A 15,812-nucleotide genomic window follows, 5' to 3' on the forward strand; every position below is an offset into this window, starting at 1 on the left:
CCGGATTTTTTGTCCAAATGAACAGTCCCACCCCCTATGCCGTCAGAAATGGGGCGGGAACATGGCCGCTCCGCCTCAGATCGGTGTTAGCTGTCAATAAAGCGTATACCGCGTTGTACACACCTTGGCAAAAACACAGGTGCCCTGATTGCAAGGAAGGGTGTGGAAGGTGTGGATGGCCTGCGGTGTTGCCGCCGGAAAGCGGTGTTTTCGGGCTTGGTTCCTTCGCCGGTTTGCCGTAAACCTGACCGCCTGCGCGATAGCGAGCCATAAAAGTTTCCACGAAGCGAGACATGATAGAACCAGCAGCCGAAACCGGCCGGGCCTTTCAGCCGACCGAATACGTAAAGGGCGATTTTACTTCCGGATTGCTGCTCTTGTGCGATCACGCCCGCAACACGGTGCCTGAGCCTTATGGCGATCTCGGCGTTCCGGCCGAACAGTTCGAACGCCATATCGGTTACGACATCGGTGCGCGCGCGGTCACGCTCGAACTGGCGAAGCGACTCACTGCACCAGCTTGCCTGACTACCTATTCTCGGCTGCTGATCGATCCGAACCGGGGCGATGACGACCCTACGCTGATCATGCGCCTGTCGGACGGTGCCGTCGTGCCGGGCAATGCAAAGGTCGACACGAAGGAGCGGGCGATCCGCATCGACCGGTTCCACAAGCCTTATCACGACCTCATCGACCAGACGCTGGATGCCATGATGGAAGTGAGCGAGCCGCCGGTGATCGTCTCCATCCACAGTTTCACGCCGGTCTGGCGCGGCGTGCCGCGGCCCTGGCATGTCACCGTTCTGTGGGACAGCGACCCAAGGGCCGTTCAGCCCATGCTTGAAGGCTTGAGAGCGCAGGAAGACATCGTCGTCGGTGACAATGAACCCTACGACGGAGCTCTCAAAAACGACACAATGTACCGGCACGCAACCCGCCGGGGAGTGGCACATGCGCTCCTGGAACTGCGGCAGGATCTGATTGCCGACGCGGCTGGAGCGCTTGAATGGGCGGACCGACTCGAGCCGGTTCTGAGAAAAATTGCCGGCATGTCCGACTGCCGGCGGATCCAGCATTTCAAGTCGCGTAGCGACGCTGCTTAAGGCCGGGCCACCGGTCCGGGACAGGGAGACCTTCGGGATGGACGATCAGACGAAACTCGAACTGGAAGCCGCGGTTTTCAGACGCCTTGTGGAACATCTGCGTGGACGGACGGACGTTCAGAACATCGACATGATGAATCTGGCCGGTTTCTGCCGCAACTGCCTGTCCAACTGGTATCAGGACGCGGCCCAGGACAAGGGCGTTTCCCTGGAAAAATCCGAGGCCCGCGAAATCGTCTACGGCATGCCTTACGACGATTGGAAGACCAAATACCAGACCGAGGCGACTGCTGATCAGCAGGCCGCCTTTGAAAAGAACAAACCCCAACACTGAGCCGGGGGTTGCCTCGGCTTGCTTGGCTGCTTGACGGCCAATGCGGAGTCTGGCAACGCACGGCCAGGTTATTGACGGCGGCTCATTTCAGCCGCGGCCATTGAGACCGCGCACTGCGCGACAAGGAAGTACGAGAAGGAGAAACAGAAAACATGTCCGATCCCGGTGGAGTGGCAGGCGACCAGCTGCGCGCGTTTGTTGAGCGTATCGAGCGTCTTGAAGAAGAAAAGAAAGTCATCTCCGATGACATCAAGGACGTCTATGCGGAAGCCAAGGGCAACGGCTTTGACGTCAAGATCCTGCGGAAGGTCGTTTCCCTGCGCAAGAAGCAGCCGCATGAGCGTGAAGAGGAAGAGGCGGTTCTCGATCTCTACCTGCATGCACTTGGCATGGCTGGCGGTGCTGGCGGCGGCGAAGGCTGACAAGCTGCGGTAACCGCGGTTCACGACAAGAAAAAAGAGCGGCTGAAAAGCCGCTCTTTTTTTGTGCTCACTGTGTCATTGGTCGACGCTTCAGCGCGCGAAGCGTACCGGAAGGATGACCACTGCCGGACCGTCGAACCGGTCTGTGCGCAGGTCGCCGTAAGGATTGTTTTCAAAGCTGGCGGAGACAAAGCGGTTGCCCGGCATCATCACATTCTTCAGCTGGCGCTGGTTGGGGTGGCTGAGCCACGCGAAGGTCTGATGACGCGTGGTGCCTGCCCCGGACAGAAGCGTCGGAGCGGATTTGTCCGGCAGGCTTGCAAAGCCGGCAAGCGGATCGACAATCTGATCACGCGGGATCCGGCCTGAAACGGATGGCTGACGTGCAGGGGCTGTCTTGGCGGTGGCGCCGGCTGCCGGACTATTGGCCTGTGCCCGTGCCGGTTCACTTACCGACGGACGCAGCGAGCGGCTCAGGCTCGGCGGTGTTGCAGAGGCCGAAGCATAGGCGAGCGTCGTTTCCGAACGTGGTGCGGGCACCGGAGACGGCACGGATGTGCCCGTTGCCGCGGCAATGGCTGCGACCGGATCATCGGTCGGAGCGGAGCCCGGTACGGGAACATCGCCGGTCAGACCGAGATTTGCCGCTGCAACCTTGGCAGCATCGCTAAGACCCTTGCTGGGTTTCTGCTGGGGCGTGCGCGAGGCTACCTGGAACCGCGAGTCGATTGCTTTCTCGGGAGCCGGGTTTGCACCTTGTGTCGGCGCGGTCGGTTGCCCGGTCTCGATTGCAAATCGCTGTGCATCAAGCGTGTTCGGTGCGGGTGGGGGTGTCTTGCTTGCCGCCACGGCGGGAATATCCGCAGGCGGTTTCACGATCGGTGCGTTGCTGGCCACGACAATCGGCGCTGCTGCCGGTGCTTCCGGTTCGCTTTCCAGGACCTTCCGGCTGGGAACAGGCGGATTTTCGATCACCACAGCCGGGGCTTCGGCAACCGGTGCCGGCGGCGTGTTGCCGACGGCTCCCGGACGCTTGGAGGTGTTGTCGCGGTTATTGCCGCCGCCGAAGAGGCTGGCGAACAGGTTGCCGCCGCCGGAGGACGTGTTGTCATCCTGCGCGGTTACCGGAATCGGTTTGCCCGGTCGGGTCAGATTCTGGTCGCGTGTGCTCAGGCCATTGGAAGAGCTTGAGCGCGTGTTGGACGCGACGATCGTCGGTTTGGAACTTCTCGACCGGCCGGACTTGCTTTCGGCAAGCGCAACCTTGTAGCCGCTCATAGGTTTGCCGTCAGACGGAAAGTGAAGTGTCTTGCCGTCCGGGAACACGCGAGCCAGTTCGGAACGGCTCATGCGCGGCCAGTGACGGACACTGCCGGTGTCCATGTGCACGAAGGGGGAACCGGATCTCGGATAATAGCCGACGCCGCCCACTTCCTTGCGCAGGCCAGTGGCACGCAGGTTGGCAAGTTTCACGCCGGGAATGAAAAAGTCCATCGCCTTGCCGAGCGTGTGCTGGCTGTTCTTGGCAACGCCAGAGGACCGCTTGCGCAGCATGTTGTTGGTTGCGGGAGACCGGTAGCTGGAAACGACGTGGATCGGCTGGCTTGCGCCCACCTTCTGGTATACTTCCCAGACCAGATCCAGCAGTTCCGGATCGATCTTGGTCATTTCGTTACGGCGCCAGTCGCGCAGGAAGCGATTGGCTTCGCGCAGACCATCCGGCAGATAGCGGCCGTTTTTCTTGAATGTAATCGACACACGCTCTTTGGTGTGCGTGTTGTACAGCTTCAGGGTACGCGTCTCGGCCTGGGCAAAGGTGACCAGGCACACAGACACGACAGCAAACGCGCCGGCCACTTTCGCGGCACGCTTCAGCCAACCGACGGCGTCGAAATCAACTAACCGTGTACGCAATCTCTATCTCGCCGTTTTCAGAGGGCTTTCACCCATCCCGTGCTCCCCAGCAGGATGCATAGCCTAGCTGCCGCAGGTTAAGAAGTTTTTACCCTATTTTCGCTTCGCTGATAATCGTTGCAGAACTGCAACGGCGCAAGCGCGTAGTGCAAAAACGCTCCGGTAGCGGTGGTTACCCGGAGAATGCGTCAAAATATCGTCGAAATCGACAGTTTGCGCTATGATTTGCCTCAATTCAGGCTGCCGCGTCCTTGCCGCTCTCGTCCAATCCGTATTCCTTGAGCTTGCGATAGAGCGTGGATCGGCCGATTCCCAACCGTTTGGCAACTTCTGTCATGCGTCCGGAATAATGATTGATCGCTGCGCGAATCAGTTCCTCCTCGATATCGGTCAACTTGCGGACATGGCCGTCCTGATCGAGGTTGCGCATGAAACCGAAGGGAGCCGCTTGCTCGAAACCTGCCTGAGGGGCGGGAACCGAGGGGGTGTGGTGCGGTGGAACCGAGGGTTCGCTCGGGCGGACCGGCGCTGCGGCAAGATCGCCTCCGGACAACCGGTCCGGGTAGGCCATCTGTCCCTGCGGCTGGAGCGTTGCGCCCGGAGTGGCGGTCTGTTCCGTTGCCGCGGCAACCTGCGGGAAATCGTTGATCGTCAGTTGCGGGCCGTCGCACAAGACGACAGCGCGGAATACCGCGTTCTCCAGCTGCCTGATATTGCCCGGCCAGTGATACTCCTGGAGCATCGCGAGCGTGTCCGCGGTAACGCCGGCCACCTGAGGCTTGCCTTCCTCTGCCGCGAAACGGGCCAGGAAATGGCGGGTAAGCGCGGGAATGTCCTCTCGCCGGTCGCGCAGCGGTGGGATCCAGATCGGGAAAACGTTGAGCCGGTAATAAAGGTCTTCCCGGAAGACACCTTCCTTCACCTGGTCGATCAGGCGGCGGTTGGTTGCCGAGATCAGACGGAAATCCACTTTCACCGGGCGGCGAGCGCCGATCGGATCGATCTCGCTTTCCTGCAGGGCGCGCAGCAGCTTGACCTGAACTTCCTGAGGCAGCTCGCCAACTTCGTCCAGGAACAGTGTTCCGCCATGAGCTTCCTGAAATTTGCCGACATGCTTGTCGACCGCGCCGGTGAATGCGCCCTTCTCGTGGCCGAAGAGAATCGATTCAACCAGATTGTCGGGGATCGCACCGCAGTTGACCGTGACCAGAGGTTTGGACTTGCGGTCGCTGGAGCCCTGAATGGCGCTGGCGATCATTTCCTTGCCGACGCCGCTTTCCCCCTCGATCAGGATCGGAATGTTCGACGCGGCGGCGCGCTTGCCCAGATTGATCACCCGTTCCATGGCCGGCGAGTGGGTGATGATGTCGGCGAAGGTCAGCGTGCCGGAGGCCTGTTTGCGGATCCGTGTGATCTCGCCTTCCAGAGCGGATGTCTTCAGAAGATTGCGGATCGAGACATTGAGCCGTTCCGGCGCCACCGGTTTGACCACGAAATCCTGCGCGCCCGCATTCATGACGTTGACCACGGTATCGATGCCGCCATGGGCGGTCTGAACGATGACCGGCGTTGCGTTCTTGTCGGAGCGCAGACGTTCCAGAACGCCCAGACCGTCGAGCTCGGGCATCACCATGTCGAGAATGATCAGGTCGATCTCGCTGGCTTCCGGGCTCGACATGATGCGCACCGCTTCGGCCCCATTCTCGGCCGTTTTCGACCGGTAGCCGAATTTTTTCACGGCTTCCTGAAGCAACCTGCGCTGGATGGGATCGTCGTCAACAATGAGAATTTTGCCGCTGAGTGCTTGCATTGGCGGTTTCGCTCGTCCCGAATTGTCTCGTTTCGAACCATTCTGGTCGCAATTGGGTAAACAAATCGTCCAAGTGCAGGCAAAAAAGTTTTCACAGTCAGATTGCAGGCGGACCTTTTCCCGGCCTACTAATTCTAACAACAGATGATTGCCGGACCCGTTCGTCCGCAGGCGCACCGGAGAAAAAACTTGCCCATCCCACATCCCGTCCATGCCCCCCAGGCCGCCGCTTCAGGAGATCTCGGAGCGCTTCCCGAATGGGACCTCACGGATCTCTATCCCGCCGTCGACGCGCCGGAGGTTGCTGCCGACCTGAAGGAGATCCTGGAGCGGTCGAAAACCTTCGAGACGTCCTACAAGGGGCGACTGGCCGAAATGGCGCAGAGCAACGTTTCTGCGCTGGTCACCGCAATTCGCGCCTATGAGGAACTTGAAGACCTGATGGGCAGGCTGATTTCCTTCGCCGGCCTTGTCTATTCGGAAAACACGATCAAACCCGCGTCGCAGAAATTCTATGGCGATGTGCAGGAGCAGATAACGACAGCAAGTTCGCATCTTCTGTTCTTCACGCTGGAGATGAACAAGATCGATGATGGCGTGATGGAAACTGCACTCCAGGACAGCCAGTTTGCACATTACCTGCCGTGGATCGAGGATCTGCGCAAAGGCAAGCCCTATCAGCTGGAAGACCGGGTGGAGCAACTGTTCCACGAAAAGTCCGTTACGGGCGCTGGTGCCTGGAACAGGCTCTTCGACGAGACGATGGCCTCGCTGACGTTCGATGTCGACGGCCAGGAACTGTCGATTGAACCGACGCTCAACATGCTGGTGGATTCTTCGCCCGATACCCGCCGCAAGGCGTCGGAAGCTCTGACGCAGACCTTCAAGGAAAACCTGCGCACCTTCACGCTGATCACCAACACGCTGGCCAAGGACAAGGAAATCTCCGACCGCTGGCGGAATTTCACGGATATTGCCGACAGCCGCCATCTTTCCAACCGGGTCGAGCGGGAAGTTGTCGATGCGCTGGTGGCAGCCGTGCGCGACGCCTATCCGCGCCTGTCGCATCGTTACTACAAGCTGAAGGCAAAGTGGCTGGGCATGGACCAGCTCAACACCTGGGACCGCAACGCACCTCTGCCGAATGCCGACACGCGGGTGATCCCCTGGGACGAAGCGAAGGACACGGTGCTGTCCGCCTACAGCGCCTTTTCACCCGACATGGCGGAAATCGCAGGCCGGTTCTTCGACCGGCGCTGGATCGATGCGCCGGCCCGCTCCGGCAAGGCGCCCGGTGCCTTTGCCCATCCGACAGTGCCAAGCGCACATCCCTATGTGCTGGTCAACTACCAGGGCAAGATCCGCGACGTGATGACCCTCGCCCATGAACTGGGTCACGGCGTTCACCAGGTGCTGGCGGCACCCAACGGACCACTGATGGCGCCGACACCGCTGACCCTGGCGGAAACGGCCAGCGTCTTCGGCGAGATGCTGACGTTCAAATCCCTGCTTGCCAAGGCGGACAACCCGCAGACCCGCAAGGTGATGCTGGCCTCCAAGGCGGAGGACATGATCAACACCGTGGTGCGCCAGATCGCCTTCTACACCTTTGAGCGCAAGGTTCACACGGAACGGCGCAATGGCGAGCTGACGTCGGACAAGATCGGTGAATTGTGGCTGTCCGTGCAGGGCGAAAGCCTCGGTCCGGCGATCAAGTTGAGTGAAGGCTATGAAACCTTCTGGACCTATATTCCGCACTTCATCCATTCTCCGTTCTATGTCTATGCGTATGCCTTTGGCGATTGCCTGGTGAACTCGCTTTATGCGGTTTACGAGGAAGCGGAGACCGGCTTCCAGGAGAAGTATTTCGATCTTCTGAAGGCTGGTGGTACCAAGCACCATTCCGAACTTCTGGCTCCGTTCGGACTGAGCGCGGTCGATCCGGATTTCTGGAAAAAGGGCCTGTCGGTGATCGAGCGGATCATCGACGAACTCGAAGCCCTGGAAGAGGCTTGACGCGGTTTCCGATGACACGGACAGCGCTGCCACCCTTCCACCACACGCCCTATGACGGCACCAGCCAGCCTTTCACCGTCGGTCTGAAGCCGATCGGTGAAGAGGCCTGGCTGGAACCCGATCCCTTTCTGGCGAAACATCTGGGTGAGAAGAAACGGCTGTTTTCCGATCATCTGGAAACGGTTTTCCGTGCAGAGCCGGACACAGACGCCGCGCAGCAGGAGGTCCTGGGCCTCCTCACGGAAAACCTCTCGCGGTTTCATGCAGATACCCACCGGGTCGGGGATGCCGAAGTCGAGATCGTCGCCACCGGCGCGCGCATCCCGCTTGCCGGGTCTCCGACGCTCGTAACGGCTGCAAGCCTTGTACAGGAAGATCTTGTCTTGATGCGGCCCGGTCAGGACGGCTACAGGCTCACGGCTGCCGCGCTCTGTTTTCCCTCGTCCTGGTCTCTGGCGGAGAAGTTCGGCCAGTCCATGACGGGCATTCACGACAATGTTCCCGGCTTCAACGGAAGCCGCATGGGAATGATGGTGGCCCGGATATTCGACAATCTGAAAGCCGGACAGTTTCTGGAGCGCTTCAACTGGTCGATCTATCCCGACGGCGACCTTCACCATCCCTTGCCGAAACAGATCCGCGTCAAGATTGACGACGGTGCACTGGCCCAGCTTTTCCTCCGGGTCGAGCGGCAAACCTTGCGGCGTCTGCCCGGGTCCGGCGATATCCTGTTCACCATCAAGATCCATCACGATCCGTTGGCGGCACTGGAAGCGCAGGAAGGGCGTGCAGGGCTGGCGGAAGGGCTCCGCAAGCAGCTTCTTGCGCTTGATCCGGATCAGCTTGCCTACAAGGGCCTCGTGGCAACACGGGACGATCTGGCCCGGGCGCTGGAAAAAATCAGTCTCGGCTAGCGGAAGATCGTGCTGTGTGCTGAGCGTCAATCAGTGTCCTGACCTTTTCCCGGTCTTCAGCGCTCGCCGGGTGGTAGACCATCATCGCAAGGTCCGCACGGCCGTCTACGGCAAAGGTCGAACATTCAAGGCTCATCCAGCCGGCCACAGGGTGCTTCAACCGCTTGGTAAGGTCGTCTGAGGCGAGGACGTCATGGTCCTTCCACAGGCGTTCGAAATCCGGGCTCAGCTGGCACAATTCCTCTACCAGGGTTGTGGTTTCATATGCGGCGCCGGCGCGTACCACATCGGCCCGAAAAGCACCGACGACGAAACGGGCGACGCTTTCCCAATCCGCCTGGATATTGCGGACCCTCGGGTCGCTGAAGATCAACCGCAAAATGTTGCGTTCGCCGGGGGGCAAGCTGGCGTAGTCGGTCAGGACGGCCGAAGAAGCGCGATTCCAGGCAACGACGTCCCAAGTGTGGGTCCTGATCATGGCAGGGGTCTGTTCCAGGGCATCCAGAACGTTCTGAAGTCGGGGCGACACGCCTTCCTGCGGTTGGTAGCGAACGTCAGGGGCACGGCCGAGCCCGATAAGATAAAGATGCTCGCGTTCGACATCCGTCAGCATCAGGGCCTTTGAAACCCGGTCAAGGACGTCGGCCGAAGGTGCACCGCCACGTCCCTGTTCAAGCCATGTGTACCAGGTGACGCTTACATTCGCGCGGTGTGCGACTTCTTCGCGCCTCAGGCCCGGCGTTCGCCGGCGGGTGAGGGGAATACCGAATGCGGCGGGATCCAGTTTTGCCCTGCGATCCTTCAGGAACCGGCCCAGTCTATTGTCTTCCTGGATATCCGCCATCTTATCCTGTCAGTCATTATACCTGTATAAAGTCACTACTTTAACTGGATAAATATTGCCGCAAGACTGCTCGCCGTTCAACCAACGGAGTGTTTTCATGCGAGTTTTCGTTACCGGCGCAACAGGGTTTGTTGGCTCCGCAGTCGTTTCGGAGTTGTTGCAGGCAGGCCATCAGGTGCTTGGCCTCAGCCGATCGGAAAGAGGGGCCGCGCTCCTCCGGTCTCAAGGGGCACAAGTGCAGATCGGGTCACTGGAGGATCACACCAGCCTTCGTGATGGAGCGAGGGCAAGTGACGCTGTCGTGCACACGGCGTTCAATCATGATTTTTCGCGCTTTGCCGCAAGCTGTGAGGAAGACCGTGCCGCCATTCTGACCCTCGGCGAGGGGCTATCCGGAACAGATCGGCCGATGCTGGTTACCTCGGGTGTTGCCGTTGTCCGGTCCGGACCGGTGGCAACAGAAGCCGATCCGGCGGTTCCAACCTCATCGGCCTATCCCAGAGCTACCGAAGCCGCCGCGGCCGAGTTGGTGAAGACCGGGATCAACGCCAGAGTGGTCCGTCTGCCTTTCTCGGTTCATGGACCGGGGGATCATGGTTTTGTCCCGATGTTGATCGGCATCGCCCGGGAGAAGAGGTTTGCCGCCTATGTTGGCGATGGAGAAAACCGCTGGCCCGCAGTGCACCGTCTGGATGCGGCAAGGGCTTATCGTCTGGCACTTGAAACACCGGATACAGATGGTCCTTTTCACGCAATCGGCGAAGAGGGCATTCCTTTCCGCGCAATCGCCCAGGCAATCGGCCACGGGCTGGGCCTTCCCGTGCGCTCGCTCACCCCGGAAGACGCAGAATCCTATTTTGGCTTCCTGGGTCTCTTTGCCGGAATGGATGGTCCTGCGTCCTGCGACAGGACCAGGGCTGCGCTCGGCTGGCAGCCGGAAGAATGCGGCCTGCTCGCGGATATCGGCAGGAGCGGCTATTTCTGAAAACAGCCGGGCGTTCCCGGGCAGTTGGACGCCTGCGTCGGAATAGCGGCTGGTGGAGCTGGATATTGTTGCGGTAGTTCATATGTAGTGCCAGGAGACCGTATCCAACGGTTCGATGCATCGGGCGTTCCCGGAACGCCAGTTGTTACAAGGGAGCCCGCCACCGCATGGCCGACAGCAAAGACCGTGAAAGCAACCGCCTCAGCGCCCGCATGGGGCGCTACGCCAAAGTCGGCACCAACATGGGTGGCATTGCCGCAAAGGTGGCCGGGGCACGGTTGTTCGGCATGGAACTCGACAATGCCAAGAACGCGGCCGAACTGGCCGCGGCCCTTGGCGGGCTGAAAGGCCCCTTGATGAAGGTGGCACAGCTCTTGTCGACGATCCCGGATGCATTGCCGCCGGAATATACGACCGAACTTGCCAAGCTGCAGGCCAGTGCACCGCCCATGGGCTGGGCCTTCGTCAAACGCCGGATGCGGGCCGAGCTCGGTGCGGACTGGCAAGGCCGGTTTGCCGAATTCGGCAAGGAGCCGGCCGCAGCGGCTTCCCTTGGACAGGTGCACAGGGCCACCGGCCATGATGGGCGCGTTCTGGCCTGCAAGCTGCAATATCCGGACATGGCTTCTGCAGTCGAGGCGGATCTCAAGCAACTGCAGATGCTGTTTTCATTGCACCGGCGCATGAGCCCGGCCATCGATACGCGCGAGATCGCCAAGGAAATCAGCGCCCGGGTCCGTGAGGAGCTGGACTATGCCAGGGAGGCGGCACATATCGCCGTCTATCAGGGCATCCTGGGAGACTTCGACCGTATCCGCGTACCCGAAGTAATCCCGGAGCTGTCGACCAAGCGCCTGCTCACAATGGGGTGGATCACCGGTAAGCCTCTGCTCGACTACAAGGAACACAGCCAGGACGAGCGCAATCTGCTCGCCAGGACCATGTTCCATGCCTGGTGGCACCCGTTCAGTCATTTCGGCGTCATTCACGGTGACCCGCATCTGGGCAACTACACCGTGTTCGAGCAGGAAGGCGCTCCGGCGGGCATCAATCTGCTGGACTACGGCTGCATCCGCATCTTCCCCGAGGCATTTGTCGAGGGCGTCGTCGAACTCTATCGTGGCCTGCTGGAAGAAAATGACGATCGGGTCGTCGCGGCCTATGAGCGCTGGGGCTTCAAAGACCTGAAGAAGGAAGTCATCGAGGTCCTGAACATCTGGGCAAGGTTCATCTACGGTCCTCTGCTCAGTGACCGGGTCCGATCGATCGCGGACGGCGTGTCGGCTGCCGAATACGGACGCAAGGAAGCCTTCCGCGTTCATTCCGCCCTGAAGCAACTGGGGCCGCTGACAGTGCCGCAGGAGTTCGTCTTCATGGACCGGGCGGCAATCGGGTTGGGCGGAGTGTTCCTGCACCTGCGGGCGGAACTCAATTTCTTTGAGCTGTTCAACGAGCAGATCGACGGTTTTGAAGCGGCAACCGTGCGCAAGCGCCAGAACGATGTACTGGCTTCAGCCGGGCTTGCCGGAGCCTCACATGCTGCCTGATTGTGCGAAGGATTTCAGTGCGGAACGGGATGCCAAAGCCAAAGCTGTCAAAAAGTCGCGACCTGTGTGACGAATTGTGCACTTCCCGTCATTGCCGAACCGGCAGGCTTTATTGTATGTAGGCTGCCGACTATCGAATTTTCCTGGGGGACTTCATGTCTGACGAAACTGCGCCCGCAATGGACTATGACGCTCACGAGCAGACTTACGAGGGGTTCATCAACTTCTCCAAGATCGGCACGATCGCAGTCCTGACCATTGTCGTCTGCCTGATCATGTTCGCCTTTGGCGGCACCGCTGCTACCGTTTTTGGCTGGCTGCTGCTGATCGCAACCCTCATTGCCACCGCTGTCGGCATGGCTCTGGGTGCATCCGGCTGGATCCCGCCTGCAGCTGTCTTCGTTCTGAGCGGCATCCTGGCGATCCTGACCGTCTGAGCTAAGCCTCCGGCCTTCATGGTCCGGCCAGCACAGACGAACAAATCTGTTTTTGGAAAGGCGCGGTCAGATCCGCGCCTTTTCCTTTTGTTCTTGGACCCCAAGTGCGATGAGCCAAGCCGCGCCAGCATCCTTTGTCTATGACCCGCCGCTGGAGCCGTTTCTGACGGTTCTGCACGCAGATGACGATCTTCTGGTGATCGACAAGCCGAGCGGGCTTTTGAGCGTGCCAGGCAAGGCTGCCGAACATGGCGACTGCGTCGAAAGCCGCGCGCAGGAGCGCTTCCCAGATGCGCGGATCGTTCACCGGCTCGACATGGATACGTCCGGTGTCATGGTTCTGGCAAGGAACCCCGCAGCTCATCGGCATCTGGGGCTTCAGTTCGAACGGCGCAAGACGCTCAAGACCTACATTGCCGATATCTGGGGGAGCCCGTCAGAAGACGAGGGAGAAATTGATCTGCCGCTCGTTTGCGACTGGCCGAACAGGCCCAAGCAGATGGTCAGCTTCGAGTTTGGCAAACCTGCACTAACCAGGTGGAAGGTACTTGAGCGGAAAGAACTGACGACGCGGGTTCGGCTGTTTCCCCATACGGGACGGTCGCATCAACTGCGTGTCCACATGCTTTCGCTCGGGCATCCAATCACCGGCGACAGGTTCTATTCGGAAGGTGAGGCGCTGACAGCCTCTAGCAGGCTTTCGCTCCACGCCGAAACGCTTGAACTGCACCATCCGGCGCATGGGGAGCGGATCTGTTTCCGGTCCGAAGTACCGTTCTGACGATCATTGGTGATGGTGATTGGTTTGCCGGTCAGCTCAAGACGGCTGTCCAAGGTCGCGGTCAGGCGTTCGCCAGATATCTTTCCATCTGCAGGTCGGGATAGAGCTCCCGCATGCGGTGACCGCAGATCTTATCGATGATTTCGCATTCCTGACGGGACAGGTTTTGAGGCGGCGTATAGGAAACTTCTGGCTCGAAGTTCGTTGCTGACGTCGGTTTCCAGGTGTTGATCTTCGTGTCGGCCACTTCAGGCTTGATGCCCGTTAGATTGGTGAAGGCCTCTATCCGGTCGATATTCTCCTGAAGGTTTTCCGTCAGGTCCTCATATTCGACGACGTGCAGCATTGCCGGCAGGTTTTCGAATTGATTGCGCTTCAGCGTGACGATCACTTCCGTGTTTGCGATCCACTCGGTGCAGCCTTCCACAAGCTTCGACAGGTCAGTGATCCAGCCCTTCGACTTCTGCGACCGCAGGACATCGTAGACATTCCGATAGATGTAGATGCATTTGAGGTCGCTGATCAGGTCCGACGTCTTGACGACGCTTTGAAAGGAAACATTGGGAACCTTTACCGCCCAGATATCCTTGTCGATTGCCTGCGTCGCATCGTCGTAGCTCTGCCTGTAGACCTGCACGGCTCCAACCAGCGCATGGGTTGGAAATTCTGCCGGCAGATCCAGACCAACCATCCAGTAGTCATAGTTCTCTTCGAGGATATTGTTCCATTCGAAGGCTTGCCGTTCCTGGTTGTTCTGGACGTTTACAATCTCCTTATGCGCAAACTCGCACAAGTTGATGATGCGGCGACCACAGGTTTCCCCGTAGCAAATTCCGTTTTCCGAACTCGTGATCAGCCGCTGCAGGAGCGTTGTTCCTGAACGCGTGGTTGGCGAAGTTACGAGAATGGGACTGGCTGTCATGGTGCGAAGCTGGCTTTTCTTCGTCTGGAACGGCTTCGTGGCGAATCGCTTTGAAAACGCTAACACGAATGAACGTTGACGTCGAAAAGGGTGCGATTGCGCAACCTGCGCACGCAGCGATGTGCGGGCGCGATATTGGATGAAAAGGCTTGCTGAATATCGTGGCCGGATCAGCCGTTGCCGACGCGGCCAAGACCTTCGCGGGCAATCTTGTTGGAGTTGTCCAGCGTGATCGCGCGGGTGTAGCTCCGGCGCGCATCCTTCGGATTGTTGAGCATTTCCTGGGCGAGGCCCCGGTTTGCCCAGGCAATTGCGGAATCCCGGTCGAGGTTGACGGCCATCGACAGATCCGAGAAGGCGGCGTTCGGGTCGTTTACAGCGATGTAGGAGATGCCGCGAGCGATATAGGGAGCGCTTGCCTTCGGGTTGAGGCCGATGGCGGTCGCGAAGTCCTCGATCGCGCGCTGATGCTGGTTCTGCGCCTGGTAGATCAGGCCGCGATTGTAGAACGCACGGGCATCGCTGCTGTCACGGGTGATGACGGAATTGAAGTCGGCAAGGGCAGCGTTGTAGTTGCCCTGTTGGCGATAGATGTTGCCACGCCCGACATAGGCCACGTCATAGTCCGGCTTGATGTTGATCGCGCGGGTGTAGTCGGAGACCGCCTGATCGTTCTGGCCCATGCGGCGATAGACAAGGCCGCGGTTGGCATAGGTCTGGTAGGACTGCGGGTTGAGCTGCAGAGCCCGATTGAAGTCCTCGACCGCCTTGTCCAGCTTGCCGGCCTGGCCGTAGGCAATGCCGCGGGTGCTGTAGGCGCTTGCATCGTTCGGATTGGCATCGATCACCGCCGTCAGAGAGGCGATGTTGGTCGAAGACCCGGCCGAAGCATTGGTCGGCACATCGTCGTAGACGCCCGTGGTGCAGGCCGACAGCACGGCTGCAAGGCCAAGCAACGTTGCATGGGGCAGAAACTTGCGCATGCGGCACATACGATCTCTAAGGGTCAAGCGATTAGACATGCCGTTCATCTGCCTCCAATAGGGCGGGAGTATGGCTGCTTCGGGCTCTTTGAACCAAGCCGGATGCATTCCCCGCAAAACGCCAAAAGCCGACCGGAACTTCGGTCGGCCTTAGGGCAGTTTTGAGAAGATTGGCGGCCAAATCCGCCAGAAACGCTCAAGCCGAACTTAGCGGCGAGCAGACTTGCCCGGGAGCAGGCCTTCACGCTGTGCCCGCTTGCGAGCCAGCTTGCGTGCACGGCGAATTGCTTCAGCCTTTTCACGCGCCTTCTTTTCAGACGGTTTTTCAAAGTGACCGCGAAGTTTCATTTCACGGAAGATGCCTTCGCGCTGCATCTTTTTCTTGAGCGCCTTCAGCGCTTGATCGACATTGTTGTCGCGAACCAGAACCTGCACGCGTTTTTTCCCGTTTTCGATGCGCTGCAGAGGATCCGCAGCAAGAATAACCATGATGGAAGCGAGGCTTCGCCAACGAACCTTACGGTGGTTTCAAAAACACATGCGGATGCCCATCGGTTTACCGATCAATCAAGCATCCACTTGTGTACAGAGACCTTATCGCCGCTGACGCGTCGCTCACTTTGGCGCGCTTAATACCAGAGCAAACCCTATGTGTCCACAGGCATTCGCAAAGAAACCCGCCAAAATCGGATTCCGGCACCTGCGCCGGAGCGTGTCCCCAACCCGTAGAACAAGTGTGGACACCGGACAGTATCACGACTAGAGGTGGATGTCTCACCCCGGTCAAAAGAGCCTCGTGC

At 59.4% G+C, this 15,812-nt stretch carries 15 protein-coding genes; 9 read left to right on the plus strand and 6 right to left on the minus strand.

All coding sequences use genetic code 11. The annotated features are described in order from the left end of the window. The first annotated feature begins 293 nt into the window (after positions 1 to 293). From FIV05_RS10550 to FIV05_RS10560, 3 genes are all read left to right on the plus strand, one after another. Positions 294 to 1,103: an N-formylglutamate amidohydrolase gene (locus tag FIV05_RS10550; protein ID WP_152509529.1), complete on the plus strand. Its 810-nt coding sequence runs from the start codon at positions 294 to 296 to the stop codon at positions 1,101 to 1,103. A 37-nt stretch (positions 1,104 to 1,140) separates the two neighbouring features. Then, complete coding sequence (locus FIV05_RS10555) at positions 1,141 to 1,437, plus strand: DUF1244 domain-containing protein (protein WP_152509530.1); 297 nt, start codon at positions 1,141 to 1,143, stop codon at positions 1,435 to 1,437. 152 nt (positions 1,438 to 1,589) lie between these two features. After that, positions 1,590 to 1,859 carry a DUF2312 domain-containing protein gene (locus FIV05_RS10560; protein ID WP_031270542.1) on the plus strand — a complete coding sequence of 90 codons (270 nt, stop codon included), beginning with the start codon at positions 1,590 to 1,592 and terminating at the stop codon, positions 1,857 to 1,859. Positions 1,860 to 1,949: 90 nt separating this feature from the next. On the opposite strand, the gene FIV05_RS10565 is transcribed toward FIV05_RS10560, so the two are convergent. Together FIV05_RS10565 and FIV05_RS10570 are read right to left on the minus strand one after the other, a co-directional pair. Next, positions 1,950 to 3,773: a DUF882 domain-containing protein gene (locus FIV05_RS10565; protein WP_152509531.1), complete on the minus strand. Its 1,824-nt coding sequence runs from the start codon at positions 3,771 to 3,773 to the stop codon at positions 1,950 to 1,952. 235 nt (positions 3,774 to 4,008) lie between these two features. After that, on the minus strand, positions 4,009 to 5,583 hold the full coding sequence (locus FIV05_RS10570; protein ID WP_152509532.1) for a sigma-54 dependent transcriptional regulator: 1,575 nt from the start codon (positions 5,581 to 5,583) through the stop codon (positions 4,009 to 4,011). Between the two features lie 189 nt (positions 5,584 to 5,772). On the opposite strand from FIV05_RS10570, the gene FIV05_RS10575 reads away from it, so the two are divergent. Both FIV05_RS10575 and FIV05_RS10580 read left to right on the plus strand, forming a co-directional pair. Continuing rightward, the gene (locus tag FIV05_RS10575) at positions 5,773 to 7,599 is read left to right on the plus strand and encodes a M3 family oligoendopeptidase (RefSeq protein WP_229004916.1); all 1,827 of its coding nucleotides are present in this window, start codon (positions 5,773 to 5,775) and stop codon (positions 7,597 to 7,599) included. Between the two features lie 11 nt (positions 7,600 to 7,610). Then, on the plus strand, positions 7,611 to 8,513 hold the full coding sequence (locus tag FIV05_RS10580; protein ID WP_152509534.1) for a DUF3445 domain-containing protein: 903 nt from the start codon (positions 7,611 to 7,613) through the stop codon (positions 8,511 to 8,513). Here FIV05_RS10580 and FIV05_RS10585 read toward each other — a convergent pair. Beyond that, positions 8,500 to 9,357 (minus strand): helix-turn-helix transcriptional regulator, encoded by an 858-nt coding sequence (locus FIV05_RS10585; protein ID WP_152509535.1) that lies wholly within the window; start codon positions 9,355 to 9,357, stop codon positions 8,500 to 8,502. The genes FIV05_RS10580 and FIV05_RS10585 overlap by 14 nt on opposite strands. Before the next feature lie 97 nt (positions 9,358 to 9,454). On the opposite strand from FIV05_RS10585, the gene FIV05_RS10590 reads away from it, so the two are divergent. From FIV05_RS10590 to FIV05_RS10605, 4 genes are all read left to right on the plus strand, one after another. Continuing rightward, positions 9,455 to 10,342 (plus strand): SDR family oxidoreductase, encoded by an 888-nt coding sequence (locus FIV05_RS10590; RefSeq protein ID WP_152509536.1) that lies wholly within the window; start codon positions 9,455 to 9,457, stop codon positions 10,340 to 10,342. A gap of 167 nt (positions 10,343 to 10,509) precedes the next feature. Then, positions 10,510 to 11,889, plus strand: coding sequence for an AarF/ABC1/UbiB kinase family protein (locus FIV05_RS10595; RefSeq protein WP_152509537.1), 1,380 nt, complete (start codon positions 10,510 to 10,512; stop codon positions 11,887 to 11,889). Positions 11,890 to 12,044: 155 nt separating this feature from the next. Further along, positions 12,045 to 12,326, plus strand: coding sequence for an aa3-type cytochrome c oxidase subunit IV (locus FIV05_RS10600; protein WP_023003505.1), 282 nt, complete (start codon positions 12,045 to 12,047; stop codon positions 12,324 to 12,326). 109 nt (positions 12,327 to 12,435) lie between these two features. Beyond that, positions 12,436 to 13,107, plus strand: coding sequence for a pseudouridine synthase (locus FIV05_RS10605; RefSeq protein ID WP_152509538.1), 672 nt, complete (start codon positions 12,436 to 12,438; stop codon positions 13,105 to 13,107). A gap of 61 nt (positions 13,108 to 13,168) precedes the next feature. Here the strand turns inward: FIV05_RS10605 and FIV05_RS10610 are convergent, their stop codons facing one another. The 3 genes from FIV05_RS10610 to rpsU form a co-directional block, all read right to left on the minus strand. Beyond that, positions 13,169 to 14,029: a sulfotransferase gene (locus FIV05_RS10610; protein ID WP_152509539.1), complete on the minus strand. Its 861-nt coding sequence runs from the start codon at positions 14,027 to 14,029 to the stop codon at positions 13,169 to 13,171. Between the two features lie 170 nt (positions 14,030 to 14,199). Next, complete coding sequence (locus FIV05_RS10615; protein WP_023003502.1) at positions 14,200 to 15,012, minus strand: tetratricopeptide repeat protein; 813 nt, start codon at positions 15,010 to 15,012, stop codon at positions 14,200 to 14,202. Positions 15,013 to 15,219: 207 nt separating this feature from the next. Further along, entirely contained in the window at positions 15,220 to 15,447 is a 228-nt protein-coding gene (gene rpsU / locus FIV05_RS10620) for a 30S ribosomal protein S21 (RefSeq protein ID WP_008188883.1), read from the minus strand. Positions 15,448 to 15,812 lie beyond the last annotated feature (365 nt).

Source organism: Labrenzia sp. THAF191a (assembly GCF_009363335.1).
Lineage (GTDB): Bacteria > Pseudomonadota > Alphaproteobacteria > Rhizobiales > Stappiaceae > Roseibium > Roseibium algicola.